Annotated in this window: 24 protein-coding genes and 1 pseudogene; 6 read left to right on the top strand and 19 right to left on the bottom strand. The window is 37.4% G+C overall.

Annotated elements, in window-relative coordinates:
• Positions 1-98: 98 nt before the first annotated feature.
• Positions 99-647, bottom strand: a complete 549-nt coding sequence (locus LI954_RS13115; protein ID WP_229440960.1) for a TetR/AcrR family transcriptional regulator — start codon at positions 645-647, stop codon at positions 99-101.
• Between the two features lie 197 nt (positions 648-844).
• Here LI954_RS13115 and LI954_RS13110 point away from each other — a divergent pair, with 197 nt between their 5' ends.
• Positions 845-2,185: a DUF1576 domain-containing protein gene (locus LI954_RS13110; RefSeq protein WP_229444689.1), complete on the top strand. Its 1,341-nt coding sequence runs from the start codon at positions 845-847 to the stop codon at positions 2,183-2,185.
• The gene (locus LI954_RS13105; protein ID WP_229444688.1) at positions 2,151-2,489 is read left to right on the top strand and encodes a hypothetical protein; all 339 of its coding nucleotides are present in this window, start codon (positions 2,151-2,153) and stop codon (positions 2,487-2,489) included. Before LI954_RS13110 ends, LI954_RS13105 begins: the two co-directional genes overlap by 35 nt.
• 57 nt (positions 2,490-2,546) lie before the next feature.
• On the opposite strand, the gene LI954_RS13100 is transcribed toward LI954_RS13105, so the two are convergent.
• The 4 genes from LI954_RS13100 to LI954_RS13085 form a co-directional block, all read right to left on the bottom strand.
• Complete coding sequence (locus LI954_RS13100; RefSeq protein ID WP_202066134.1) at positions 2,547-3,095, bottom strand: TIGR01440 family protein; 549 nt, start codon at positions 3,093-3,095, stop codon at positions 2,547-2,549.
• An 80-nt stretch (positions 3,096-3,175) separates the two neighbouring features.
• Positions 3,176-3,421, bottom strand: a complete 246-nt coding sequence (locus LI954_RS13095; RefSeq protein ID WP_202066133.1) for a KH domain-containing protein — start codon at positions 3,419-3,421, stop codon at positions 3,176-3,178.
• A gap of 11 nt (positions 3,422-3,432) precedes the next feature.
• Positions 3,433-3,708: a 30S ribosomal protein S16 gene (rpsP, locus tag LI954_RS13090; RefSeq protein WP_202066131.1), complete on the bottom strand. Its 276-nt coding sequence runs from the start codon at positions 3,706-3,708 to the stop codon at positions 3,433-3,435.
• A gap of 458 nt (positions 3,709-4,166) precedes the next feature.
• Positions 4,167-4,976, bottom strand: a complete 810-nt coding sequence (locus tag LI954_RS13085; RefSeq protein ID WP_229444687.1) for a GNAT family N-acetyltransferase — start codon at positions 4,974-4,976, stop codon at positions 4,167-4,169.
• Between the two features lie 145 nt (positions 4,977-5,121).
• On the opposite strand from LI954_RS13085, the gene LI954_RS13080 reads away from it, so the two are divergent.
• Positions 5,122-5,673: an NADPH-dependent FMN reductase gene (locus LI954_RS13080; RefSeq protein WP_229440957.1), complete on the top strand. Its 552-nt coding sequence runs from the start codon at positions 5,122-5,124 to the stop codon at positions 5,671-5,673.
• Positions 5,674-5,750: 77 nt separating this feature from the next.
• On the opposite strand, the gene LI954_RS13075 is transcribed toward LI954_RS13080, so the two are convergent.
• The 6 genes from LI954_RS13075 to LI954_RS13050 all read right to left on the bottom strand — a co-directional run bounded on the left by LI954_RS13075 (position 5,751) and on the right by LI954_RS13050 (position 9,602).
• A complete protein-coding gene (locus LI954_RS13075; protein WP_229444686.1) occupies positions 5,751-5,900 on the bottom strand; it encodes a hypothetical protein in 150 nt (49 codons plus the stop codon).
• 93 nt (positions 5,901-5,993) lie between these two features.
• A complete protein-coding gene (locus LI954_RS13070) occupies positions 5,994-6,569 on the bottom strand; it encodes a DNA-3-methyladenine glycosylase I (protein WP_202066119.1) in 576 nt (191 codons plus the stop codon).
• A 104-nt stretch (positions 6,570-6,673) separates the two neighbouring features.
• Positions 6,674-8,095, bottom strand: a complete 1,422-nt coding sequence (gene ffh, locus LI954_RS13065; protein ID WP_202066117.1) for a signal recognition particle protein — start codon at positions 8,093-8,095, stop codon at positions 6,674-6,676.
• 4 nt (positions 8,096-8,099) lie between these two features.
• A complete protein-coding gene (locus tag LI954_RS13060) occupies positions 8,100-8,438 on the bottom strand; it encodes a putative DNA-binding protein (protein ID WP_202066115.1) in 339 nt (112 codons plus the stop codon).
• 50 nt (positions 8,439-8,488) lie between these two features.
• Positions 8,489-9,133, bottom strand: a complete 645-nt coding sequence (locus LI954_RS13055) for an NUDIX hydrolase (RefSeq protein WP_202066113.1) — start codon at positions 9,131-9,133, stop codon at positions 8,489-8,491.
• Positions 9,126-9,602: a DUF523 domain-containing protein gene (locus LI954_RS13050; protein ID WP_202066111.1), complete on the bottom strand. Its 477-nt coding sequence runs from the start codon at positions 9,600-9,602 to the stop codon at positions 9,126-9,128. Before LI954_RS13050 ends, LI954_RS13055 begins: the two co-directional genes overlap by 8 nt.
• A gap of 826 nt (positions 9,603-10,428) precedes the next feature.
• Here LI954_RS13050 and LI954_RS13045 point away from each other — a divergent pair.
• Positions 10,429-11,142 carry a response regulator transcription factor gene (locus LI954_RS13045; protein ID WP_229444685.1) on the top strand — a complete coding sequence of 238 codons (714 nt, stop codon included), beginning with the start codon at positions 10,429-10,431 and terminating at the stop codon, positions 11,140-11,142.
• Entirely contained in the window at positions 11,139-12,896 is a 1,758-nt protein-coding gene (locus LI954_RS13040; protein WP_229444684.1) for a sensor histidine kinase, read from the top strand. The genes LI954_RS13045 and LI954_RS13040 overlap by 4 nt, the downstream gene beginning before the upstream one ends.
• Positions 12,897-13,048: 152 nt before the next feature.
• Here LI954_RS13040 and LI954_RS13035 read toward each other — a convergent pair whose 3' ends face one another.
• The 6 genes and pseudogenes from LI954_RS13035 to LI954_RS13010 all read right to left on the bottom strand — a co-directional run bounded on the left by LI954_RS13035 (position 13,049) and on the right by LI954_RS13010 (position 19,499).
• Positions 13,049-13,870: a YwqG family protein gene (locus LI954_RS13035; protein ID WP_202066105.1), complete on the bottom strand. Its 822-nt coding sequence runs from the start codon at positions 13,868-13,870 to the stop codon at positions 13,049-13,051.
• A gap of 188 nt (positions 13,871-14,058) precedes the next feature.
• A pseudogene (locus tag LI954_RS13030) lies at positions 14,059-14,229 on the bottom strand (DUF4368 domain-containing protein); the annotation flags it as partial.
• Positions 14,230-15,036: 807 nt separating this feature from the next.
• Complete coding sequence (locus tag LI954_RS13025; RefSeq protein ID WP_229444682.1) at positions 15,037-16,242, bottom strand: hypothetical protein; 1,206 nt, start codon at positions 16,240-16,242, stop codon at positions 15,037-15,039.
• A gap of 14 nt (positions 16,243-16,256) precedes the next feature.
• On the bottom strand, positions 16,257-16,568 hold the full coding sequence (locus LI954_RS13020; protein ID WP_229440949.1) for a hypothetical protein: 312 nt from the start codon (positions 16,566-16,568) through the stop codon (positions 16,257-16,259).
• A 576-nt stretch (positions 16,569-17,144) separates the two neighbouring features.
• Complete coding sequence (locus LI954_RS13015) at positions 17,145-18,035, bottom strand: phosphate ABC transporter substrate-binding protein PstS family protein (protein WP_229444681.1); 891 nt, start codon at positions 18,033-18,035, stop codon at positions 17,145-17,147.
• A gap of 300 nt (positions 18,036-18,335) precedes the next feature.
• The gene (locus LI954_RS13010; RefSeq protein ID WP_202066088.1) at positions 18,336-19,499 is read right to left on the bottom strand and encodes a pyridoxal phosphate-dependent aminotransferase; all 1,164 of its coding nucleotides are present in this window, start codon (positions 19,497-19,499) and stop codon (positions 18,336-18,338) included.
• Positions 19,500-19,673: 174 nt separating this feature from the next.
• Here LI954_RS13010 and hisC point away from each other — a divergent pair, with 174 nt between their 5' ends.
• Positions 19,674-20,723 (top strand): histidinol-phosphate transaminase, encoded by a 1,050-nt coding sequence (hisC, locus tag LI954_RS13005; protein ID WP_229444680.1) that lies wholly within the window; start codon positions 19,674-19,676, stop codon positions 20,721-20,723.
• Between the two features lie 107 nt (positions 20,724-20,830).
• On the opposite strand, the gene LI954_RS13000 is transcribed toward hisC, so the two are convergent.
• The gene (locus tag LI954_RS13000; protein ID WP_229444679.1) at positions 20,831-22,426 is read right to left on the bottom strand and encodes an Mbeg1-like protein; all 1,596 of its coding nucleotides are present in this window, start codon (positions 22,424-22,426) and stop codon (positions 20,831-20,833) included.
• The gene (locus LI954_RS12995; protein WP_229440945.1) at positions 22,426-23,103 is read right to left on the bottom strand and encodes a hypothetical protein; all 678 of its coding nucleotides are present in this window, start codon (positions 23,101-23,103) and stop codon (positions 22,426-22,428) included. Before LI954_RS12995 ends, LI954_RS13000 begins: the two co-directional genes overlap by 1 nt.
• Positions 23,104-23,127: the final 24 nt, after the last annotated feature.

Below are 23,127 nucleotides of genomic sequence, written 5' to 3'. Positions count from 1 at the left end.
ACAAACATCCCGGCAGCGTTCTTTGCTAACGAATGTTTGTCTCAGTCTTTCAGTATTCATACAGTTATTTATTTGAGAATACGCTTGCCATAATGAAATCATGCTGACGAATACTTTTGAATAGATTCCTCAAGCAATTGGCATACTTCATTCTCTGTTATCCCAGCTGTATTCGTAGTGTACAAAGTAGCAATTCCAGCAGCTGTTATCCATATTTTTTCATGAATCCGCTTTATTAATTCTTCCGCCAACTTCTGATATTTTAGGGATGTCTGAATTTGTTTCTCAAAGTGCTGATAAGACAATTCCTTCAGCATCTTGCCGTATCCATGATGATCAATGTATAAATACATAAAAAGTCGACGATCCTTCTTGGCAAATTCAATGATATTTATCCCAAGATCGATTACCGGGTCTCCTTTTGTTTTATTATAAAAATACTGTTTTTCCAATTGTCCATGAATCATTGTCAGCAAAGTAACTTTCAAATCTTCCATATTTGTAAATTCTAGATAGATCGGCTGTGTTGAGATTCCCATTTTTTCAGCGACATTTCTGGCAGTAATTCCTGAAAACCCTTCCTTTAAAATAATGTTATAGGAAGCATTTAAAATCTGATCTTTTGTATAGACTTTTTTTCTTACCATACTGTCTCCTTTCTATTTTTAACCCTAAAAACACTTCTCTCCACTACCCTCATCCTCATTTTACACTGTTCTTTATATTTTTTTTCTCAATAATTACCAAAAATATGGAAAATGCTGATAATTTGTTTGTTCTATATTGACTATTACTGCTCTTTATAGGTATATTAACTATAGATATTGGTTTAAGGGGGGATTTTTTGATCAAAAAAACTGACAGATTTACATTACTACATACAGAGAAATCAAAATTTCAGAAAAAAAATACGAAACAATCTTATTTTTTTATGCTCTCCTATTCATTCTTTCTAATTTTTATCGGTCTTTTCAGCGGTTCCCTGCCGCTATTATTTGACGGGACATTAAATATACTTACATCACCTAGTCATTTATTGACAGATTACATTGCATTGGGATCAATCAACAGTGCATTTTTAAATAGCGGTATTTTAACCCTGGTCAGTGTTTTATTAACCAGGCGAAACAACATACCGATCACAGGACCGCTTATAGCCGCCCTCTTTACAGTTTCAGGCTGTTCTTTCTTTGGTAAAAATCTTTACAACTCGATTCCAATTATTATTGGAGGATATATTTACAGCAAAATTGTCAAGAAGCCTTTTTCTTCAGTGATTGTTGTCAGTTTATTTGGAAGTGCCCTTTCTCCGATTATCAGCTATATCACATTTGGATTATCTTTACCCCTAATCCTTTCTATTCCTTTGAGTTATATAATCGGAATCTTTCTTGGTATTATTTTACCGCCTCTAGCTTCTCACGTACTAAATTTCCACCAAGGTTTCTCTCTTTACAATGTCGGTTTCACTTCGGGCTTGATTGCTATGCTGTTTACTAGTACACTGAAAATATTTGATAGACAAGTAGATGTTAAAAATCTGGTTTCAACTTCATTTCATGATGAAATGCTCTTATTTTTACTCGTATTATTCAGTTTAATGTTTTGTTCCGGTTTCCTCTTGAATCATTGTTCCATCAAGGGGTTGAAAACAATCAGCCAAACCTCGGGTAAATTAATTACAGATTTCATCACCATTGCAACGGTTGGGCCTACGTTGATGAATATGGCTTTAATGGGATTTCTTCTTACCGGTTTTACTGTGATTTGTCATGGAACAATGAATGGACCGATTATAGGAGCTATTCTATCTGCTGTCGGATTTAGTGCATTCGGTAATCATCCGTTAAACAGTTTACCATTACTTGTTGGCGTTTTCCTGACTGCTCAGTTCACTCCAGCATTCCAAATAGATCAGACGGTGGTTGTCATGGCTGGCATCTTCGGTACCAGCCTGGCACCTATTGCCGGTTACTATGGTCCCATTTATGGCTTAGTTGCAGGCTACCTGCATTTGTCTCTCGTCACGAATGTGAACTTTCTTCATGGGGGATTAAATCTCTATAACAATGGCTTTTCAACAGGCTTTGTGGCAGCAGTGATGGTGCCTCTGCTTGATAATATTTTACAGATTAAAAAGGAGAAAATGAATGCAGGAAAGAGAAAAAGCAAAAAGAATTATTGATGAACTGCTCACTTATTTCTTTTCTAATAATATTGATGATATTCGGATTGGATTGGATTTTACTGAGGAGGGCTTCTATATTGAAATGCAAGGTAAAATTGATGAAGAGCCGGATGGAGTCATGGACTTGCTTGAGCTCTTAAATACACCGAGAGATACAAGCATTGAATCCTATTATGATGAGCTGCTGGGAATCTCTCATCATGAAGAAAAAGATTACCGCTTGCTGGGACTGATGATCGATGAGGCAGAGATTACTTTTGATTCTTCTATTTTTGATATTAAAGTATTTCGAAAAAGATAAAAGAAAACATTCAGATGAATTTTTGTGAAAAACTGAATGTTTTCTTTTTTATCGTTTTTAGTTGTAAACAGCACGCGGACCACCGATAAGCTTAGGTCGGGAAGCCAGATAAGTGGTATGCGCTTTACCGATTTCTTTAACAGAAGTACGAACTGGAATCTGCACATGCTTTACGTGCATGCCGATAAATGTATCACCAATATCAATTCCGCCGTTGCTGACAACCTTTTCGACTATTACAGGCTTTTCAAAAGAATGATACGCCGCTGCTGTTGCAGCACCGCCTGCCTGAAGGGAAGGAATTACTGTTACTATTTCAAAATCAAATTTTTCAGCAACTGCTTTTTCAACAACCAGTGCACGATTGATATGTTCACACCCTTGAACTGCAAGGTTGAGTCCTCGTTCTGTTAATATTGATTTTAGTGTTTCAACAACAACTTGACCCACTGCCAATGTGGAATGTTTGCCGATTCGTTCACCAAGTATTTCGCTCGTACTGCAGCCTAAAACAAATATCTTTCCTTCTTCCATCGGATACTGGGCAAAATATTCGTTCATCCCGGTTTCCAGCTGCCTCTGATAAGTATAAAGCTCTTTTTCCATAACAATGCCTCCTTGTACTTATTATCCTTCAGCAAAATAGAAAAAACCAGTAAAACAATGGATGTTTTACTGGCATAAAATTACTGTCCATCTAAAATATTTAAACGAACTTTCTTTGGTCCATCTGTACGAACGCTGTAAACAATTGTACGAATCGCTTTAGCAACGCGTCCCTGTTTACCAATTACTCGCCCAATATCTTCTTGTGACACAGTCAAATTATATTCAAAAAAATTATCTGACTCTTTGATTTCCAAAGAAACAGCTTCTGGATGACTTACTAACGGACGAACAATCGTTAATACTAACTCTTTCACATCAGTCATTTTTAGTCACCTTATTTCTTTTCAAGTTTAGCTTCATGATGTTTTTTCATCACGCCTTCTTTTGAAAGGATGTTACGAACAGTATCTGAAGGTTGAGCACCTTTAGACAACCAATCCAACACTAAATCTTCTTTTAAAACTACTTCCGCAGGATCTTTTAAAGGATTGTAAGTTCCTACAGTTTCGATGAAACGTCCGTCACGAGGAGAACGTGAATCTGCTACTACAATACGGTAAAAAGGACTCTTTTTAGAACCCATGCGTTTTAAACGAATTTTAACTGCCATTTTCTATTACACCTCCATTAACTTAATCACAAATGCTAGTTTAACAGATTTACCATTAGCTGTAAAGAGTTTTTTCTTGACACCTTTATTTTTGTTGTTTTTCATGGTATTGCCATGGTATAGTGGACTCACCTTGGCAGGGGCATCTTTTTGCCTTAGCTGAATACAGGCTGAACAGGAATTGGGCTGCAATACAAAATTCCAATACATTCTGTATTCAGCTTTTTTATTCCAGATCGTGACTGAAAATTATCGGGGTCTACAAGTTGCCTGTCCCATTGTTGCAGAAACAGCTAGTGGAATGATATGTGTGCAGACATTCAATCTCCGCACTATTTAATCAACTCGATCTCCAGTCTCTGAACATAACCTAGTGCCTGTTCTGCTGAACCGTTAATCGTCTAGAGGCTCTGTGAATTGGATTAGAAACATAACTTATTTTTAATTCGGTCAACATACTAATACTTTAACACATAATAATTATATTGATTTCTCACCTGAAATCCCTCTGATAAATACAATTGGTAGGCAGGAACATTTTTAGTCTCAACTTCTAAATAAATACCAGCAGGATTTTTTTCCTTAATTGAATGAAGGACAGCAGACAGAACTTTTCTGCCTATTCCTTTGCCTCGATAATTCGCATTTACTACAAAGCCGTAAATTCCCCACAAACCAGAAGCTTCCTCCAAACGAATGCAAGCCAACAGTTCCCCTTCTTCTTTATAAATCAATGTATTGATAAGGTCTTCTTCTAAAGGTTCCCTTTCTAGCAAAAGCTCTAAATCAGGCAAATTCACCGATTTTGGTTGAACCAGAGAAACAGCTGCAGACAAGCTGTCAACCAAAGTATCCATTTGAAATTTCATATAATATTCCGAGAAAAGCAGTTTACACTGATTATTAATCAGATATTTAGTCAAAAACAAATGTGAGGAATCTGCAATAAAAAGAATTTCTTTAATGTTATTCTTCTCTGAATACAGCTTAACCTCTTTTAGCAAAACGCTAAGTACAACCTTGGAATCTGGAACAATCATTGTTGCCTCAAGTGATGATGCATCGAAGCTTGTGCACCAGACATACCCCTTCAGTTGATCCCCTTCCCAATAAAGAAGATGTGTTGCATAGGATTTTTCTTCTTCTGAAAAATTAGGATCCAACTTATGATAAACACTTTGTGTGTTTTCAACCTGCTTCAGCAATTCTGACACTTGGCGTCTTTCTTCTTTCGTCAGTTTCCTCTTCCAGATAATTTCATTTTTCAACCAGCAATCCCTCCTCACCTGTTATATCGATTATACGTGACTGAAATTCAGAATACAATCGCCTTGTAAAGCCCTTTTGCTTGCAATAATATAGCATCAGTCCTAGTATGAAGATAGAATCTTTTTCAGAATGGAGGAATTAGGTATGGTAAAAAAAATCGGATTTTTTGTAGGAAGTTTAAGAAAAGGATCTTATACTAGAAAGGTCGCAAATGCACTGGCTGGTCTGCTGCCAGATGGTTATGAAGCTGAATTTATCGATTTGGCGCCTTTAGAAATATACAATCAGGATCTAGATGATGAAAAAAGACCAACAGAGGCTTGGAAAACTTTTAGAAATCAGGTGAAACAGCTGGATGCGGTGGCCTTCTTTACGCCTGAATATAATCGTTCTGTTCCAGGAGTTTTAAAAAATGCTTTGGATGTCGGCTCGCGTCCTTATGGTCAAAATGTCTGGGATAAAAAACCTGGGCTGGTTGTCAGCGTTTCCCCCGGTGCTCTGAGTGCTTTTGGAGCAAACCATCATTTAAGACAGTCACTTGTCTTCCTTAATGTTCCGACATTGCAACAGCCGGAAGCGTATATAGGAAATGTCACTCAATTAATCACTGATGATGGAACGCTTGTTGAAGGAACGATGAGTTTCCTTCAGGTAATTGTAGATGCCTTCATTTCATTTACTGAAGCAAACAGCTAAAATTTATTCTCTCCTTTACCCGTTGTTTACATGATGATAGATAAAGGAGAGTTCTTTTCATATTTTACAAATGATTATCATATCCTAAGAAGAAATTCATTTTCATTCCAATCCTTAGCCAGCATTTTTTTATAAAATACATCCATTCCGACAGCTTCCATCGGTGCGGTAATAAGAATTGAGAGAACCACAACTGTCAACATCATTTCTCCGTTATGAATTCCCATAGTTAATGGAATACTGCCGATTGCTGCCTGAACTGTAGCTTTCGGAAGATAATAGTAATTAAGTGAAAGAATTCTGTCACGATACCTTTCATTTCAGCTGTTATTTTTAGACTGCAACTCATCATGTCGATAACATTCCACAACGTGATCATTGATTATTCCAACCGCCTGAAAATAAGCATAAATAATTGTGCTTCCAATGAACTTAAATCCCTGTTTTTTCATATCCTGACTCGCTGCATCTGATAATTCACTGGTTGCAGGAATCGGTACATTCTTATATTGTTGTGTATCCAGAGGCTTATAATCAACAAACTTCCACAGGTAATCAGAAAAGCTGCCGAACTCTTTCTGGATTTTTTTAACTATCTGAGCATTGTGAATTGCAGCTTCAATTTTTCTGCGATTACGAATAATTTCTTTATTTTTCAAAAGCTCCTCTATTTTATTCTGATCATATTCTGCAACCGTGTCGATATCAAATGAGTCAAAGGCCAGATCAAAAGCATCTGACTTATTCAGTATTGTCTGCCAGCTTAATCCTGCCTGATTGATGTCAAGAACCAGTTTGCGAAACAATAGACGGTCATCATAAATCGGCACTCCCCACACCTGATCATGGTAGAGCTCCATAGTTGAACTGACTTTTGCCCAGTCACATTTTTCCATTTGAATTCCTCCATATAAAATCCATAACCAAACCCACTTTTCTCTAAAAAAGAGGAAAGACCACTTTTTATATCGCTGTCTTTCCCCTCTATTATTAAATTTGCTTATTTTTTCTTCTTCTTTTTTTTCTTCTTGTTTTTCTTGACCATACGATTCATAGCCATTTTTCCAAGTTTTCCTTTGACACCGCCGCCGAACATTTGATCCATTCCCGGAATGTTCATATTGCCGTTGGACATCTGCTGCATCATTTTTTTTGATTCCTTGAACTGTTTAATCATTTTATTGACTTCAACAACTGAATTTCCAGACCCCGCAGCGATTCGGCGGCGTCTGCTTGGATTCAACAAATCAGGATCTTCACGTTCTGCCGGTGTCATGGATTGGACCATCGCTTTTTTGCGTGCCATATCTTTAGGATCTACCTGTATATTTTCCAGCCCAGGCATCCCGCTCATTCCCGGAATCATTTTCAACAGGTCCTCAATAGGTCCCATCCCCATAACCTGATCCATCTGCTCAATAAAGTCATTAAAATCAAAACTGTTTTCCTTCATTTTCTGAGCAAGCTCTTCAGCCTTTTTCTCATCATAGTCCTGCTGTGCTTTTTCAATCAGCGTGAGCATATCACCCATCCCCAAAATCCGACTGGACATTCTATCGGGATGGAAAATTTCCAAATCAGTCAGCTTTTCACCTGAACCGATAAATTTAATCGGCGCACCAGTCACTGCACGAATAGATAATGCAGCACCGCCTCGAGTATCTCCGTCAAGTTTTGTAATAACCACACCGGTGATACCTAGCTGCTGATTGAAACTGTCGGCTACATTAACAGCATCCTGACCAGTCATTGCATCAACAACCAGAAGAATGTCATTTGGTTTGGCAACTTCTTTAATCTGTTGCAGTTCGCCCATCAAAGCTTCATCAATATGGAGTCGTCCAGCTGTATCTATTAGAACATAATCGTTTTTCTTTTCAGCAGCTAGCGCCATCCCCTGTTTTACAATCTCAACAGGATTTGTATCTGTGCCCATATCAAAGACCGGCACATCCAACTGCTGTCCCAAAACTTTCAACTGATCAATCGCAGCAGGGCGATATACATCGGCCGCAATCATCAGCGGGCGGGCATTTTCATTTTTAATCAGCTGATTTGCCAATTTTCCGGCAAAGGTTGTTTTACCTGCCCCCTGCAGCCCCACCATCATTATTACTGTTGGGATTTTAGGCGATTTATTTAATCCAACCGTTTCAGAGCCCAGAGTTGCCGTTAATTCTTCGTCAACTATCTTAACGATCTGTTGAGCTGGCGACAAGCTTTCAAGCACTTCGACACCAACCGCACGCTCTCTGACACGCTTTGTAAAATCTTTTACTACTTGGAGATTGACATCGGCTTCCAGTAAAGCCAGTCGGATTTCTCTCATCATTTCCTTTACGTCAGCTTCGGAAACCTTTCCTTTACGACGCAGTTTGCTCATCGCCTGTTGCAGGCGTTCTGTTAAGCTTTCAAAAGCCATAGTATCATTCCTCTATTTCCTGAATTTGTTCGATCAAAGTGACTAGTGTTTCATCTTTGGGATACGTCTCTGCAGAGTATCTTTTTAGTTTATCGAGTATTTCTCCTCTTACGATATAATCAGAGTATAAATGCAGCTTTCTTTCATATTCCTCAATAATCTTTTCGGTACGTTTAATATTATCATATACTGCCTGTCGGCTGACCTGATATTCTTCAGCAATTTCGCCCAGAGAAAAGTCATCTGCATAATACAGTTCCATGTAATTCATCTGCTTTTCTGTCAGCAAAGTGGAGTAAAATTCAAACAGGGCATTCATACGGTTCGTCTTTTCGATTTCCATGCTTCTCTTCCTCCATCATAATCCCTTTTAGGTTACCGATTTCACTTCGATTAGTCAAGAGTCTTCGTTTGATTTTCAAGAATTTTTTCAAACGAGAGTATCAGCTGATCATAGTAGCTCAGAGCATTCGCACAGAAATCCTTTATTGCGAATGTCTTTCGATCAGAAAATTGCCTTCCCTCTTTTTGAGAGATTCCATCTATTGTGATAGCTGTACGTTTCCCGTAGAAGATTTCTTTGAATTGTTTTAGTCTTATCGGGTATAGTCCAGACACTTCTTCTTCCTGAAGATAAAAAGAGCCTGGTGATAATGCTTTGTTAACGACAAATACATTGGTAAACTCATTATCAACAAAATCACCTAAATCAATTTCTACAATAAATACCCCAAGCTTTTCCGGTTCATCCTGTGTTAATTTTACACCCAACTCTTCTTCTACCTCACGAAATCCGTCCAAAACAGATTCATTTGACAACAAATGTCCTGCAGCAGTAATATCCAGTTGATTGGGAAAATCTTTCTTTTGAAGGGAACGCTGCTGAAAATAAATAATCAGATCTCCCTGATCCATCGTATAGAACCAGCAATGAAACGTTTCATGCCACAATCCTTTTTCATGTGCTTCAGCACGACTTGCTGTTCCAATTTGTTCATATTTTTGATTAAATATTTTCAATTGTTCATTTTCAGCCATGTAAATTTGCTTCCTCCAAAAATTTTTTCCAGTCATTTTCCGGAACAACTTTGATTCCCTTCTGTTCAAAATATGCCGCTGCAACCCCTATCCCGTTCTTGGTTATACCAGAAAAACTGCCATCATAAATTCTCAGCTTGCCGCAAGATGGGCTGTTTTCTTTCATAAGAATACTGATTACGCCTTTTTCCTTCAGCTTTTTATAGGCCTCTATTGCTCCCTGCTTAAAAGCTTCTGTAATATCAATTCCGGAAGCTGTAATCACACGTGCATTTCCCGACCAGACATCTCGGCCGTCTCCAGTACTGATTTCTGAGGGCTCTCGAGGTGTTGATAAGCCGCCCATCACTTCTGGACAGACAAGCACTGCCTTCTTACTATCAATCAGTTTTCTCAACTCAACGATTGGTTTAGCATTTCCGTCATATCTGCAGGAGACTCCTCCCAAACAGGCACTGATTCCAATCAAGCCGCTTCTCTCCTTTTCATGTTTCCTTTATTTTCCTGTCACCAAAAACATAAGAACAGTTTCCATTTGCTGAAAAATAGTCCAGTTGATTTTTCATGAACATTGTTTTTTCTATTCAGTCTATTATACCATCAACTTAAGGTTTCCTACAGAGATAATCCTATTCTGATCCGTTAAAACTATGATAGAATAAAGAAAGACAGAAAGATTATTTTGAATGAGATTGATGCAGGTATCATCAATCGATCCTAAAAGGAGAACCGCAGTCCTTGCCGATTCATCGGCTTAGGAATGGGGCTATCGGACCAATAAAATGACAGTAACCGACTGTTGAGTATTGAAAGGCGGTTGCTTCAATAATTAAAAGGAGAACCGCAGTCCTTGCCGACTTATCGGCTTAAGAATGGGGCTATCGGACCAACAAAATGACAGTAACCGACTGTTGAGTATGGAAAGACGGTTGCTTCAATAATTAAAAGGAGAACCGCAGTCCTTGCCGACTTATCGGCTTAGGAATGGGGCTATCGGACCAACAAAATGGCAGTAACCGACTGTCGAGTATGGAAAGACGGTTGCTTCAATAATTAAAAGGAGAACCGCAGTCCTTGCCGATTCATCGGCTTAGGAATGGGGCTATCGGACCAACAAAATGACAGTAACCGATTGTTGAGTATGGAAAGGCGGTTGCTTTCAATAATTAAAAGGAGAACCGCAGTCCTTGCTGATTCATCGGCTTAGGAATGGGGCTATCGGACCAACAAAATGACAGTAACCGACTGTCGAGTATGGAAAGGCGGTTGCTTCAATAATTAAAAGGAGAACATTCATGAAACACATATTAGTTGTAGATGACGAACCATCCATTTTAACTTTATTGCAATTTACTTTGGAAAAAGACGGATATAAAGTATCCACAGCAGAAACTGGAACTAAAGCTTATGAAATGGCTTTGGCCAATGTCTATGATTTTATTATACTGGATGTCATGCTTCCCGGGATGGATGGTCTGGAGATTACAAAAGCTCTTCGCAGAGAGCGGATCGAAACCCCAATTCTAATTCTTACAGCCAAAGATGATCAGGTAGATAAAATTATTGGACTGGAAATTGGAGCAGATGATTATCTGACCAAGCCGTTCAGCCCACGGGAAGTATTGGCGCGGATGAAAGCAATTTTCCGCAGAATACAGAAACCTATATCTTCAGCTGATACGCCTTCAGAAAACCCTAAAACACAGCTTGTTGTTGGTGAAATTGAAGTTGATGAAGAAAACTATGAAGTAGTGGTGCGAGGACAAAAAATTGAACTGACACCGAAAGAATTTGAACTGCTTGTTTACTTTATGAAGAGAAAGGATCGCGTCATCAATCGGGATACCCTGCTTGAACGAATTTGGCAGTATGATTTTTCCGGTCAAAGTCGGATTGTGGATGTTCATATCAGTCATCTGCGGGATAAGATTGAAAGAGATCCAAAGCGTCCAGCGTATTTATTGACTGTTCGAGGATTTGGCTACCGTTTTCAGGAGCCTAAAAAATGAATAAAAGACAGCGTTTGGAGTATTTTCTGGCCGTTTCATTGATGCTGATTCTGTTTTTTGCCAGCATTTTTACGATTAACTCTTTTTTCAAAAGAGAATTAATGTCTCAACAAGTATCCTATCTTCAAAAGAAAACAACATTTCTAAGTAAACAGCTTACAGACAACGTATTTTTGCAGGAAAGCCTGACCGCACAGGAAAGTAATCTGCTGAAAGAGTATACAGAAAGCAATGAAGAACGAATCAGCCTGCTAAACAGCGAAGGGGAATTGTTCTATGACACAACGGATAAAAACTTGGATGAGACCAGAGCGCAACGACCGGAAATAAAAGCTGTTATTGCAGGTGCTGATTTTGGCTCATCTCATCGTATCAGTACAACCTTAAATGTTGATCTGCTCTATCTTGCATTACCAATAAAATCCGATGGTAAATTAATTGGCATCATTCGAGTTTCTGAAGAAGCAAGTAAATTCTCAGGAAGCATTCGAACCTTTCGTAATTTTCTCATCAGTATTTTTAGTTTGCTGTTTTTAATCCTCACTATTTTTATTTTATTGATGATCCGTCAGAAAAACAAACCATTATTAACGGTACTCCCTTTTTTAAAACGAATGATTAAAGATCCTGAAAAAAATAGATCTATTATTCAGGAATCTTCGGAGTGGAATGAACTTTATGAGACTGCGAATGAACTTAGCCATCAAATGAGCGAAACCTATCGAGCATATACTTCTACAGAAGAACAGCTGCATAGTTTGCTGAACGGGTTAATGATCGGGGTCTTTATCATTGATAAAAATGGTAACTTGGAATTGATCAATGCAGTTATGCGTGACTTTCTAATGTTTACCGGAAAGCCAGCGGAAAAAGAAAGTTACTTAAAAACGATTAACGATCCTACTATGATTCATTTAATTAATCAGGCAATTACTGAAGAAAAAAATGTTCAGCAGGAAATTAGTTTAGCCGGCAGTAATGAAGAAAGAATAATCGATCTGTCACTGCACTATTTTGATAATGATTTTAACAACCATCAAATTTTTGGTGTGGCTTATGATTTATCTCAAGTACGCAGATTGGAAAAAATCCAAAAGGATTTTGTAGGAAATGTTTCTCACGAACTGAAAACACCGGTCACTTCTCTAATCGGTTTTACTGAAACGCTTCTGGATGGTGCCAAAGAAGATCCGGAGACACTAAATCAGTTTCTTGAAATAATTCAAAAAGATGCGTATCGTTTGGAGCGCCTGATTCAGGAAATTATTCTTCTCTCCAGAGATTCAAAAAATTCGTATGAAAAGCAAGCGATTCATCTCTATCCGTTTACAAACGAAATCATTCAATCTTATCAAAAATCGATTGCAGAGAAAAAAATCCAAATTGAAATTGTAGGGGATCAAACGCTGTCCTTCACTACTGTTTATGAGCTGTTCCAGCCTATCATTAAGAATTTGATTGAAAATGCAATTCAATATTCTACTATAGAGGGACACATTACAGTGACTTTTGATACTATAGATCAGCACCTGAATTTCTCTGTACAGGATACTGGTTTAGGCATACCTTTAGAGGATCAAAAACGGATTTTTGAGCGATTTTATCGAGTTGATAAGGCGAGAACCCGTAATTCTGGCGGTACAGGTTTAGGATTGGCGATTGTTCAAAATTATAGTGAACTTCTTGGCGGTACAGTGACCGTTGAAAGCTATCCTGGCATTGGCTCACTTTTTACACTCTCTCTTCCACTATAAAAAAGGTTCTATATTAAAAAATATTGGCAGATTTTCCACCAACACAAAATATTATAGAACCTAAAAAGCAAAGCAGTTAGAAGGAGCGCATAAAAATGCTTCTCCCTCAACTGCTTGTTTATTTACAAATAATTTTTTATTTTCTGATAACTTCAACTGCAATCCCAGTTGTATAGGACATTGGAAAAATTTTTCTCTTTTAATTCTTGATAATTGATAAAGAAATTGCCAATACCAACATCTCCCCAGATAATTGGCCAGCTCCCATTTTTTGATTCACTATCCAATTGAAACAACAGCACATCATGGGTATCATCTGTTCTTGGATCTTGTTGTGTAAAGTATGAATAGCCGCCGATTTTACTGCCGGAAGCTCCTTTAGTCAATTTATTATAGATTTTTTCTTTCTGTTCCTCATTTTCAGCCACATCTGCCAGCCAGTCAAACAGATCTTTCCCAAATTTGTTTTCAAAATCAAAATTATCTCCGCATTGATATTGACTTTCTTTTGTTCCTTCCATTTTGAATTCTCCACTAACCACTTTATAGAGTTCGCCTGCCTCTTCTGCTTCTACCAAAATAGCAAGCTGCTGTTCTCTTGTATATGAACCTTTTGAGCAGTCTTCAAAATACAAAACTCTGAAACCGATCTGATTTGTTTGATCAGAGAAATCTAAACCCATTAAATCATCTGTGTAATCCACATAAAAGCTGAGAATTCCTTTTTGAGGAAATCCATCCAGTTTAGGCAGCTCTTCAAAGTTAATCTGAGCCAACAAAAACAAAGGTACCCCTGTATCTCTGTTTCTTGGATAGTCCTGGTCAACTGGTAAATACCCCACACCGCCAGCCTTGCTTGCAGCCAGATCAAGTGACCCCCTATCACTGATTTTCAGCTTAATAAACTCACGCTTCGTTTCTTTATAACGCTCCCACCAAATCTCAGGCAACAAATCCTTTAATTCATTTTCCAAATCTTCACGTCCCTTCCTCTCTATTGTAACTTTTTCACAAACCTCTGTAAACACTGACTTTATCAAGGGTTCAGATTGTGAATATCGTTTCCGGCTCTCTGTACTCAAAAAAGAGCAGCTTTAGCTGTCCAGTCACGTAGCAGTCGTTAATATTCAGATAAGTGAGTAACCGTAACACTACTCACTTTTTAGTCTTTCAGATTGCCGATAAAGATGTCAATAGTCAAGATGCGGTTTCGCTTTGTCCCTTCGGGCTTGTGAATCACATTCTTATCTAGTAACTCGTTAACACTCTCCACGTTTAGAGCTTCCAGTTGAGTATATTTTTTTACTCTATCCATAAACCGTGAAACATCTAAGCTTTGATTTTCCTACGTAGAAAGGCTCTCTTTGACTATTGAAATGGTTTAGCTAATTGATTCTGTTCTTTTTCTCGTAAGTCTGGCTCATCTTCATAAGGCATTCATCAGTCAGTTTTCCAGATAAATGATCTTCATACAAACGCTGGATAATTCGATCAATTTCTTCATGGCGCCGTTCATCAGAGGTTGTGACAAAGCTTCTCCATGCGACGAGTAACCGCAGGAGCAGAAGTATTCTATCTCAAGAACCAGGTAGGTATCATCTACTCTGACAGGTCAATCGTAGTGATTTATGTCAATAAGTCGGAATATACGAAAATTGTCAAGGAACACTAGTCATAAAATGACTAGCTGTGAATTGATACCTCCCTGGAGCTACTCATATTTTCAGTATCGTTCGACTTATTTCCAGAACTGCTGTCTCTACGCGTCTAACGATTCTCGAGACAAAACATTACGCTGTATCCATTTTTCTGCGTCTACGGTTTTCACTACACTTCGTTTCGATCTCATCAATTTCTAAACGGCAAATTTTTTCATCGAAAGTCTATCTGTCTATTAAAATGGACAGAACAGACTGTAGACAAAAAGGAGCTGGTTTGATTACCAACTCCTTTTTGTCTACAGTCTGTATAGCGGAAAAATAATAATAAGTCGATAAAGGATTCAACTTTCTATTTATAATCGCACACAGTGTATTTTGTTGCAACACAAGGCTATTTATTTATAATAAAGAAAAACAACTGACGGTGATGGTCAGTTGTTTTGGGTTATAGGTTATTTATTCTGACTGCTTTTACATTGCTAATAGAATAATTTTTTTCCTTTCCAAATAGCAGCTTCATATGAATACAAAGTGGACGGAACTGTTGAATAATTCATATATGTGGCAGAAGCCGTCCAACCATTTGATAATATAATGAAATTATTCATTGTTTGCCCTCGTTTACCAGTCATTGTTCCCTGAACAAATACTGTGTGACCTGAAACTCCACCACCATTTGTTTTATTATAAAAGACACTAAGTGCTACAGGATAACTCTGAGCAATAGCATTTTGAATTAACACAAAGCTTGGGGAAGGCGTTGTAGTCTGTGTTAATGTTACACCTTTCTCCCTTGCATAATTAACTAGTGCTGGTCCGATATAACGAGTTTGTGTCAAACCTTCATTACTTGTATAGGCAAGAGTCCATAATCTATCATAAGCAGCTTTATATTGACTTTCTACAGCTGTACTATAAAAATTGTAAGAACTTGCAATTGTAGCTAATGCAACTACCGCACAGGCATACTTTTTGTTAACTTTCAGCGTATAATCCTGAGTAATAGAATTAAACTGTCTAAGGTAGTATACTGAAGACATCTGAAAATCAGAAGGATAATCTATGAAAAACTCAGATGAATGACCATACATTGCTGAAGTAGCGTATTTTTGAGATTCTTCAACAACATTTAAAGCATCCTCAGCTACAGAATCTTGATAGTTCTCAAATTCTTGTAAGGTTAACTCTTCACCATCGGACCTAAATACTTCGTCTTCAACTACTACATTATACTCTGTAGGCATCGTCTCTAAAATTTCAGCATTCGTATCATCACTAACTTCATTTGAAAGCTGTTTTGTCATTTGAGTATAATAATCAGGAACTCCTCGCTCTATACTAAACTGAGAAATATAATCATCTTGCAATCTAAAATCAATGATTACATAGCCATATTGCTCTGTATCTAAATTAAAGGCAATATCATAACCAACCGTTACACCCTCAACATCCCGAATAGGAGTCGTCGAACCGATAGTTAAATCTAGCGTTGGTTCAATAGTTTTAGCAAAATCTAAAGCCAGCCTAGACGCTACCTCTTCATTTCCAACAACTTCCGCTCCTTCTTCAATTTTTGAAACATTATCATCAGAAAACGAAACAGTTTCTGCACGGGCAACATCTAAATTTATAAAAAAAGGTGCTATAACAAAAAAAATACTGAATAAAATTTTTGACCTTTTCATAAAAAATCCCCTATCTAATTTACTTTTTTTATGCTACTTAACGAGTTTATTTTATAAACTCTTGTATCAGAATCAATTGTCCCTTTTCCATATGTTAATTCTATCTGATCATTTACTGTAAACATACTAACGAATTTATTCACACTGTCTAGAGAAGCCGACTCACCATTTTTATCAAAGATAACATCAGAAAAATCTAAAACTAAAGTAGAAAGTTCCTTAGTTTTATTATTCAAAATTAAAATTTCCATCTCATTCTTTTCGGATATATATGTTATTCTACCTTCTAAAATTTCTGGAGGCTGTTCGTCAACATATGAATTCATTTGATAATTTCCTTTCTTGTTAGTACACCCTGCTAAGAATACTAGAATCAACACAACAAATATGAATAGTTTAAAAACCGTTTTCATTTATTTGTATCAACAGCTCCTCACTTATTAATAAATATAAGTTTTACTTTATTATGAGTATATTATTTTGTAAATGACATAAATGTCTTGTTAGAAACATACATATTATATCAAGGGTATTGAAATCCACTTAAAGCGACTGAAAACATCTCCAAAGAGACAATTTCAAATGTTTTGCCTATTAAAAACATTGTATGTAGGAAATAGGATAGCAAGGGAGTAATTAAGATTATGAGCGAAAAATGAATACTGTCAATTTTTTGACGAGAAAATATATTTTTAGATATTTTTGATAAGCTTGGTGCGACAAGTCATTTCAATAACTATTAGTCTGTGTAGAAGCAAAAAAGGTAGCGAAATTGACACTCGCTACCTTTTTTGGGGTTATAGGTTATTTCCGGCTCTCTGTACTCAAAAAAGAGCAGCTTTTCAGCCGCTCTTTTAATTAGGAGTTAGTTATCATTTCAAACAGTTTATTATTTGCTGCCTTTAGTTTTTGGTTACTTCACCATCAACACTTCTTTCTACTTTCATATCTGTAATCGGCAGATAGCCCAACTCTTTAACAATGGTTTGCTGAACATCGTCACTGACCATGTAATCAAGGAATTTCTTTACTCCAGCATCCGGCTCGCCATTCGTATACATATGCTCATAGGACCAGATTGGCCAAGAATTGTCAGCCACATTTTCTTCTTTTGGTTCTACTCCATCCAAGCTTAATGCCAAGGTGGTATCATCCATGTATGAAAATGCCAGATAGCTGATTGCTCCAGGTGTTTGAGCAACAATTTGTCGGACAGTTCCTGAAGAATCCTGTTCTTGCGATTTTACTGCTTGTGCTCCATCAAGTCCCCATTTTTCAAATGTTGCTCGGGTACCACTTCCTGAAGGTCGATTAATCACTGCGATTTCCTGATCTTTACCGCCAACCTCTTTCCAATTAGTTACTTTTCCTGTAAAAATTTCAATCAGCTGCTCTTTTGTCAGCTCAGTTACACCAACATCTTTGTTGGCAACCGGTCCCATACCAACAACAGCCACTTTGTGGTCCACCAGTTTAGAAGCATCGATCCCTGATTTTTCCTCTGCAAATACATCTGAATTTCCAATTGTAACAGCTCCGTCAGCAATTTGAGAAAGTCCTGTTCCGCTTCCTCCCCCTTGAACCGAAATGGAATAATTTGGTTCATCTTCAACAAACTGATCCTTAGCCGTATCAACAAGTGGCTGCAAAGCAGTTGAACCAACAGCTACAATTTTTATCGGATCGCTTGATGTCGAGCCGGAATTAGAAGCTTCACTTCCGTTAGAACTGTTACAGCCTGCTAAAAGCACCCCAGCAGTAATCACTAAAGTCGTTAATAATCCTTTTTTCATTTCGACACTTCCTTCATAATTAGTTACAAGCACAGTCTAACAGGTGATTGTTAATCCTCATCCAACTTTCTGTAAATATCACGTAAAGAATGTAAAAATTAAGTGTAGTCTACTGACTTTAGTCGACTAAAAACAAGAAAGCTCAATAAATCCATGCTGTTCTTATCTTTTGAACAGCTTCGAAAGACAGCTTTCTCTCACCTTGAACTTTCAAAAATGGTTAGCATGTAAATCAGCTGCTTCGATTACATAAGCAAAAAAATGCTGTTTCTTTTTTAGTGAGAAACAGCATTTTATCAATTATCGATTCATATAGACAGCCATACGCTTCATTGCTTCTTCCAGACGTTCCATATCAGCAGCATAGCTGATGCGGATGTATCCTTCGCCTTCCGGACCAAAGGCGATCCCGGGGATAAGTGCGAGTGCGCATTTGTTCGCCAGATCCAAACAGAATGCCATTGAATCTTGTTCATAGCCGTCTGGAATTTTAGCAAAAATATAAAAAGCTCCATTTGGCCGTGCAATCTCAAATCCCAAAGATGACATCCTATCATAGACAAAGTCTCGTCGTTTTCGATACTCTTCCTTCATAATCAGTCCATCATTCATTCCTTCAACAAGTGCTCTGACAGCTGCTTTTTGAGAAATAGTTGATGCAGCTGTAACTAAATACTGATGGACTTTAATGATTTCAGCAGTAAATTCTTTACTGGCGAAGATAAAGCCAATACGCCAGCCAGTCATTGCATGCGATTTAGAAAGACCGTTGATAACAACTGTTTGCTGTGGAATATACTCCGCAATAGACACATGAGAATTATCATAAGTCAGTTCGCTGTATATCTCATCACTAATTACAAATACCGGATATTTCTTTAAAACTTCTGCCAGAGCCTGAACTTCGGCCCGATTATACGTAACTCCAGTTGGATTACTTGGATAATTTAATATGACCGCTTTTACGGACTCCCCATGAACCGCCATCGCCTGATCAACCATTTCCGGTGTTAGCACAAAGCCATTAGAGGTTGTATCAATATAAACAGGGTCAGCCCCAGCCAACGTAATAACCGGTTCGTAGCCAGGATAGATGGGGGCAGGCAACAGTACTTTGTCCCCAGGTTCAAGAATAGCCAGCAAACTTGCTGAGATAGCTTCAGTTGCCCCAATAGTTACTAATATCTCAGAAAAAGGATCATATGAAAGTCCATATTTTTCCTTCATAAAACAGGCTGCTGCTTCTCGAACATCTGAAAGTCCGGCCATACCCGAATAGTGAGAAAAATTATTTTCGATTGCCTGCTGCCCCGCTGTTTTCACATGTTCGGGTGTATTGAAATCAGGTTCTCCCAGGGTCAGCTTCAATATATCAGGAATTGATGAAACTTGCTCATCAAATTGTCGAATAGTTGAGACAGAAATTTTATAAACCTGTGAGTTAAACTTTTGTGTTAAATCCATCATTATCGCTCCTTTTCACTTGCACATTATAGTACCATATTCTTTTTGAAAATGAAAATCCTATTTAAAATCCGAATCATTTACTATCCGTATTCTCATTTTCAGCTTGCAATTAAAGATTCTTTTCTTTATAGTAGAGAAAATTGAACCTTATAGTAGAGAGGCAGTGGACAAATGAAAGGCATTCGAAAAATAGCTCCTTATATACCGGGAACCCAGCCGAATATTTCCGGCATGATAAAAATAAACACAAACGAGAATCCCTATCCGCCATCACCTAAAGTTTCCGAAATCCTTAAGAACTTTAAAGCGGATAAGCTAAAACTTTACAGCTCACTGGATAACCAACCTTTGAAAGAGGCTCTTGCAGCAAAACACAATGTTCTTCCTGAACAGCTGATGATTGGCAATGGTTCTGATGAGGTGCTGGCTTTTTGTTTTCTGGCTTTTTTTAACAGTGGTGATCCGATTCTCTTCCCTGACATTACCTATGGTTTCTATAAAGTCTGGGCAGATTTATTCTCTATTCCTTTTAAAGAGATTCCTTTGAATGAAAACTTTGAAATTGATTTTTCCGATTACAATCAAATAAATGGCGGTCTTATAATCACCAATCCCAATGCACCGACAGGTTTATTTAAAACAAAAAATGAAATCAGAGAATTGTTAAAAAACCATTCTGATGTAATTGTTATTCTTGATGAAGCTTATATAGAATTTGCGGAAGATTCGATGACTTCTTTACTAGATGAATTTCCTAATCTGATTATTATTCATACACTCTCAAAATCCCAGTCACTTGCCGGTCTCCGAATTGGATATGCAATGGGAAATCCTGAATATATTGCTATTTTGGAAAGTGTAAAATCTTCGTTTAATCCCTATTCAGTTGACATGCTTGCTGAAGCACTGGCAACTGCTGCAATTCAAGATAGTGAGTATTATCAAAAAATAACGGGCAAGATTTGCCAAACCAGAGACTGGTTTTCTCAGAAAATTGAGGAGAGCGGCTTCCGTTCTTTACCTTCTCAAACAAATTTTGTCCTTATTTCACACGATAAAGTCAAAATGAATGAGCTCTTCCAATATCTCGAAGAAAAAAATATCTTTGTCCGCTACTTCACCAAGCCGGAACGCCTGAAAAAATTTCTTCGGATTTCTATCGGTACAGAGGAAGAAATGAAAAGAGTAGCAGCTGTATTGGCAAACTTTGTCAGTAAATAACCAAGATTGAGACAGAGAAGCTAGGTCTAATCTTAAGTATTGGATGGAAACTGAAGCAGTTCCATCAGTACAAAATTTAGATCTTTGTTCTGTCTCTTTTGTCTTTTTTAAGTAATCCTTCCGGAAATTTCTTTTAAAGACGATAAAATTTCCTCCGCGCTATTTTTAACCTCTTCCATTTCTTGAGCAAATTTTGCTTCTGTTTCATATACCTCATCAAAAATCCGATGAATCTCCATTGCAGAAATTTCCTGAATATCTATGATTTTCTGATAATAGTTCATCAGTTCCTTGCTGTTTCCCGGAAAATCTATCCCACCTAAAAAATATTGGTCAATACGATAAAAGACATCCCATTTCGTGATATCCCAAAATGGTTCGTCTTCTACTTCTTCCACTAATGTCAGCAGCTGATCTTTGGTACGGTGAGTGAAATCCCGTGTCAAGTCTGTAAAGCTTGTTCCAGTTAATCCATCATAACCATATCCTGCGATGCTGCTGATCATTAGGCTGCCAATGTTTAATCCAAGTATAGAGTTTAGAAACAAAAATACTTCGGAACTGTCGATCCCCTTTTGCTTCTGCAAATATCCTTTTGTTAAAGTCATTGCTCTCTCTATAAATCCGTCAGGCATTTTTGAATAATCTTCTCCATACGCTTTATCTCCACTCTGAACCGCAGACATTACCGAATAGCAAACGTAGCACCAATCCTCTTCACGCATATATTTATTAAAATACAGCAGTAATCTCTGTACTTCTTTCATGGCTGTGCTTTGTTCTGTGACATCATTTAGAATCAACGTATCCTGTTTCGTGACTACAAACATTGAATAGGGAGAATGCCAGGCACCTGCTTTGTGTGCAGCTATATTTCCGCCTACAATTTTTGCCCATTCCAACACAGCCTTTCCTTGGCCAAGCCTCTCCTCCCTTAACTTCTCAATAGTTACATGTTCACTGTTGCTTAGAGCGAAGGAGCTTTTGTCCATGATTCCCAGACTTGTGGTTGAAGAAATATATTTGCGATTGCCGGCTATAGGAAACAATAAAATATTTACAAAGTCATATTCGTTACTAATATTGGTGATTTTATTTTTATTTACTTCAATTTGCTGCTTATATTTTAGTAAAAAGCTCTGATTAAATCCCTGACCGTCAAACGAGTAAACATGTTCTAGCTGCTCACCTCTTAATACACCTATATATTGGGCTTTATTCCCACCTTTTGAGTGCCCGGATACATAGATTTTATCTCTTCCATGTTGAATTCTCATCTTGTCAAAATAATCTAATGCCAGTTTTTGCTGCTCTGTATCTGTTATTTTTGTATAGCCGCCAATCCCATTATCACGCCACTCCAAATCTCCAGCTGTTCCTTTATATAGGATGATTAAATCCTCCCCATACGCAACGGCCGCATTCGTTACCCTCTGAGAACCGCTTTCATTTGCGTATTGTTCATTATTTATATCTCTTACAATCATCTGATGATATATAGATTTATTTTCTTTAATTGTGTGAATGACTTTTTGAAATTCAGTTTTAGACATTTCAGCCGGTTTTCTACTGTCATCCAGATTATCTGAATCAAATTGTACCGCCCATTCATAAATACTCATGTTTTCTGCCTGATTAACAAAATCATTTGTATAAATTATGGCATTCAGAATTAGTAATTCACTTTCTGTCGGCTGTGCCACTACTTATCTTCCCTGCCTTCAGTTCTATCTACTTTTCCCCAAGATTCTCTTAACTCAAAAAGCAGGCTTTCGGTAGGATAGTTATCACCGTTCTTCTTTGTTTCAAATCTGTCATTTTCTATATCCTTCTGGTAATCTGCTTCAAGATACGCATTAATACTGATTATTCCAATAGCAACGTTTTCTTTTTTTATTTTTTCTACTATTTCAAAAAGTTTATTTTCCAGCTTCTCTTTATCCTTTTCTGATGTCACAGGAACATAAAGTACCCCCATAATTGTTGTGCTTTTGTTTGCATACTTCTGAAACTCCGGAAAGGTCGTCTCTTTTGTAAAAAAATTGGGGTAAACCTGGTTATAATGAATAACCAGCTGATATTTATCAAAATAATCTTTTATTATGTCATCAAATAATTCATAATAGAACGGCTTCATCAAATAACCGATATATCCATCTTCATAATGCTGCCCATCTTCATAACGGTAAACAACAAAAGACTCTTCAGGATCGCCTTCTTTTGGATAGGCAAGCATGCTCTCATGGTTCGGTTGAGACCATGAACGATATTCGATTGAATGAGAAATAAATTCTTCTTTATACTTTTCTTCTAAATACTGTAATATTTCTGTCTTAACTTCCTCACGCGATGGCAATTTCTGGTTGATTGTTTCGTTCATCCGTTTACATCCCCCCATTAAAAG

Source organism: Enterococcus sp. CWB-B31 (genome assembly GCF_020567645.1).
In the GTDB taxonomy this organism is placed as follows: Bacteria; Bacillota; Bacilli; order Lactobacillales; family Enterococcaceae; genus Enterococcus_L.
This window is presented reverse-complemented; position numbering and strand designations above follow the sequence as displayed.

Excerpts from the sequence above, each read along its gene's own strand:
- LI954_RS13115 (WP_229440960.1), bottom strand. The coding sequence starts at position 647 with ATGGTAAGAAAAAAAGTCTATACAAAAGATCAGATTTTAAATGCTTCC.
- LI954_RS13105 (WP_229444688.1), top strand. The coding sequence starts at position 2,151 with ATGCAGGAAAGAGAAAAAGCAAAAAGAATTATTGATGAACTGCTCACT.
- LI954_RS13100 (WP_202066134.1), bottom strand. The coding sequence starts at position 3,095 with ATGGAAAAAGAGCTTTATACTTATCAGAGGCAGCTGGAAACCGGGATG.
- LI954_RS13095 (WP_202066133.1), bottom strand. The coding sequence starts at position 3,421 with ATGACTGATGTGAAAGAGTTAGTATTAACGATTGTTCGTCCGTTAGTA.
- rpsP (WP_202066131.1), bottom strand. The coding sequence starts at position 3,708 with ATGGCAGTTAAAATTCGTTTAAAACGCATGGGTTCTAAAAAGAGTCCT.
- LI954_RS13080 (WP_229440957.1), top strand. The coding sequence starts at position 5,122 with ATGGTAAAAAAAATCGGATTTTTTGTAGGAAGTTTAAGAAAAGGATCT.
- LI954_RS13075 (WP_229444686.1), bottom strand. The coding sequence starts at position 5,900 with ATGGGAATTCATAACGGAGAAATGATGTTGACAGTTGTGGTTCTCTCA.
- LI954_RS13070 (WP_202066119.1), bottom strand. The coding sequence starts at position 6,569 with ATGGAAAAATGTGACTGGGCAAAAGTCAGTTCAACTATGGAGCTCTAC.
- ffh (WP_202066117.1), bottom strand. The coding sequence starts at position 8,095 with ATGGCTTTTGAAAGCTTAACAGAACGCCTGCAACAGGCGATGAGCAAA.
- LI954_RS13060 (WP_202066115.1), bottom strand. The coding sequence starts at position 8,438 with ATGGAAATCGAAAAGACGAACCGTATGAATGCCCTGTTTGAATTTTAC.
- LI954_RS13055 (WP_202066113.1), bottom strand. The coding sequence starts at position 9,133 with ATGGCTGAAAATGAACAATTGAAAATATTTAATCAAAAATATGAACAA.
- LI954_RS13045 (WP_229444685.1), top strand. The coding sequence starts at position 10,429 with ATGAAACACATATTAGTTGTAGATGACGAACCATCCATTTTAACTTTA.
- LI954_RS13040 (WP_229444684.1), top strand. The coding sequence starts at position 11,139 with ATGAATAAAAGACAGCGTTTGGAGTATTTTCTGGCCGTTTCATTGATG.
- LI954_RS13025 (WP_229444682.1), bottom strand. The coding sequence starts at position 16,242 with ATGAAAAGGTCAAAAATTTTATTCAGTATTTTTTTTGTTATAGCACCT.
- LI954_RS13020 (WP_229440949.1), bottom strand. The coding sequence starts at position 16,568 with ATGAATTCATATGTTGACGAACAGCCTCCAGAAATTTTAGAAGGTAGA.
- LI954_RS13015 (WP_229444681.1), bottom strand. The coding sequence starts at position 18,035 with ATGAAAAAAGGATTATTAACGACTTTAGTGATTACTGCTGGGGTGCTT.
- LI954_RS13010 (WP_202066088.1), bottom strand. The coding sequence starts at position 19,499 with ATGGATTTAACACAAAAGTTTAACTCACAGGTTTATAAAATTTCTGTC.
- hisC (WP_229444680.1), top strand. The coding sequence starts at position 19,674 with ATGAAAGGCATTCGAAAAATAGCTCCTTATATACCGGGAACCCAGCCG.
- LI954_RS12995 (WP_229440945.1), bottom strand. The coding sequence starts at position 23,103 with ATGAACGAAACAATCAACCAGAAATTGCCATCGCGTGAGGAAGTTAAG.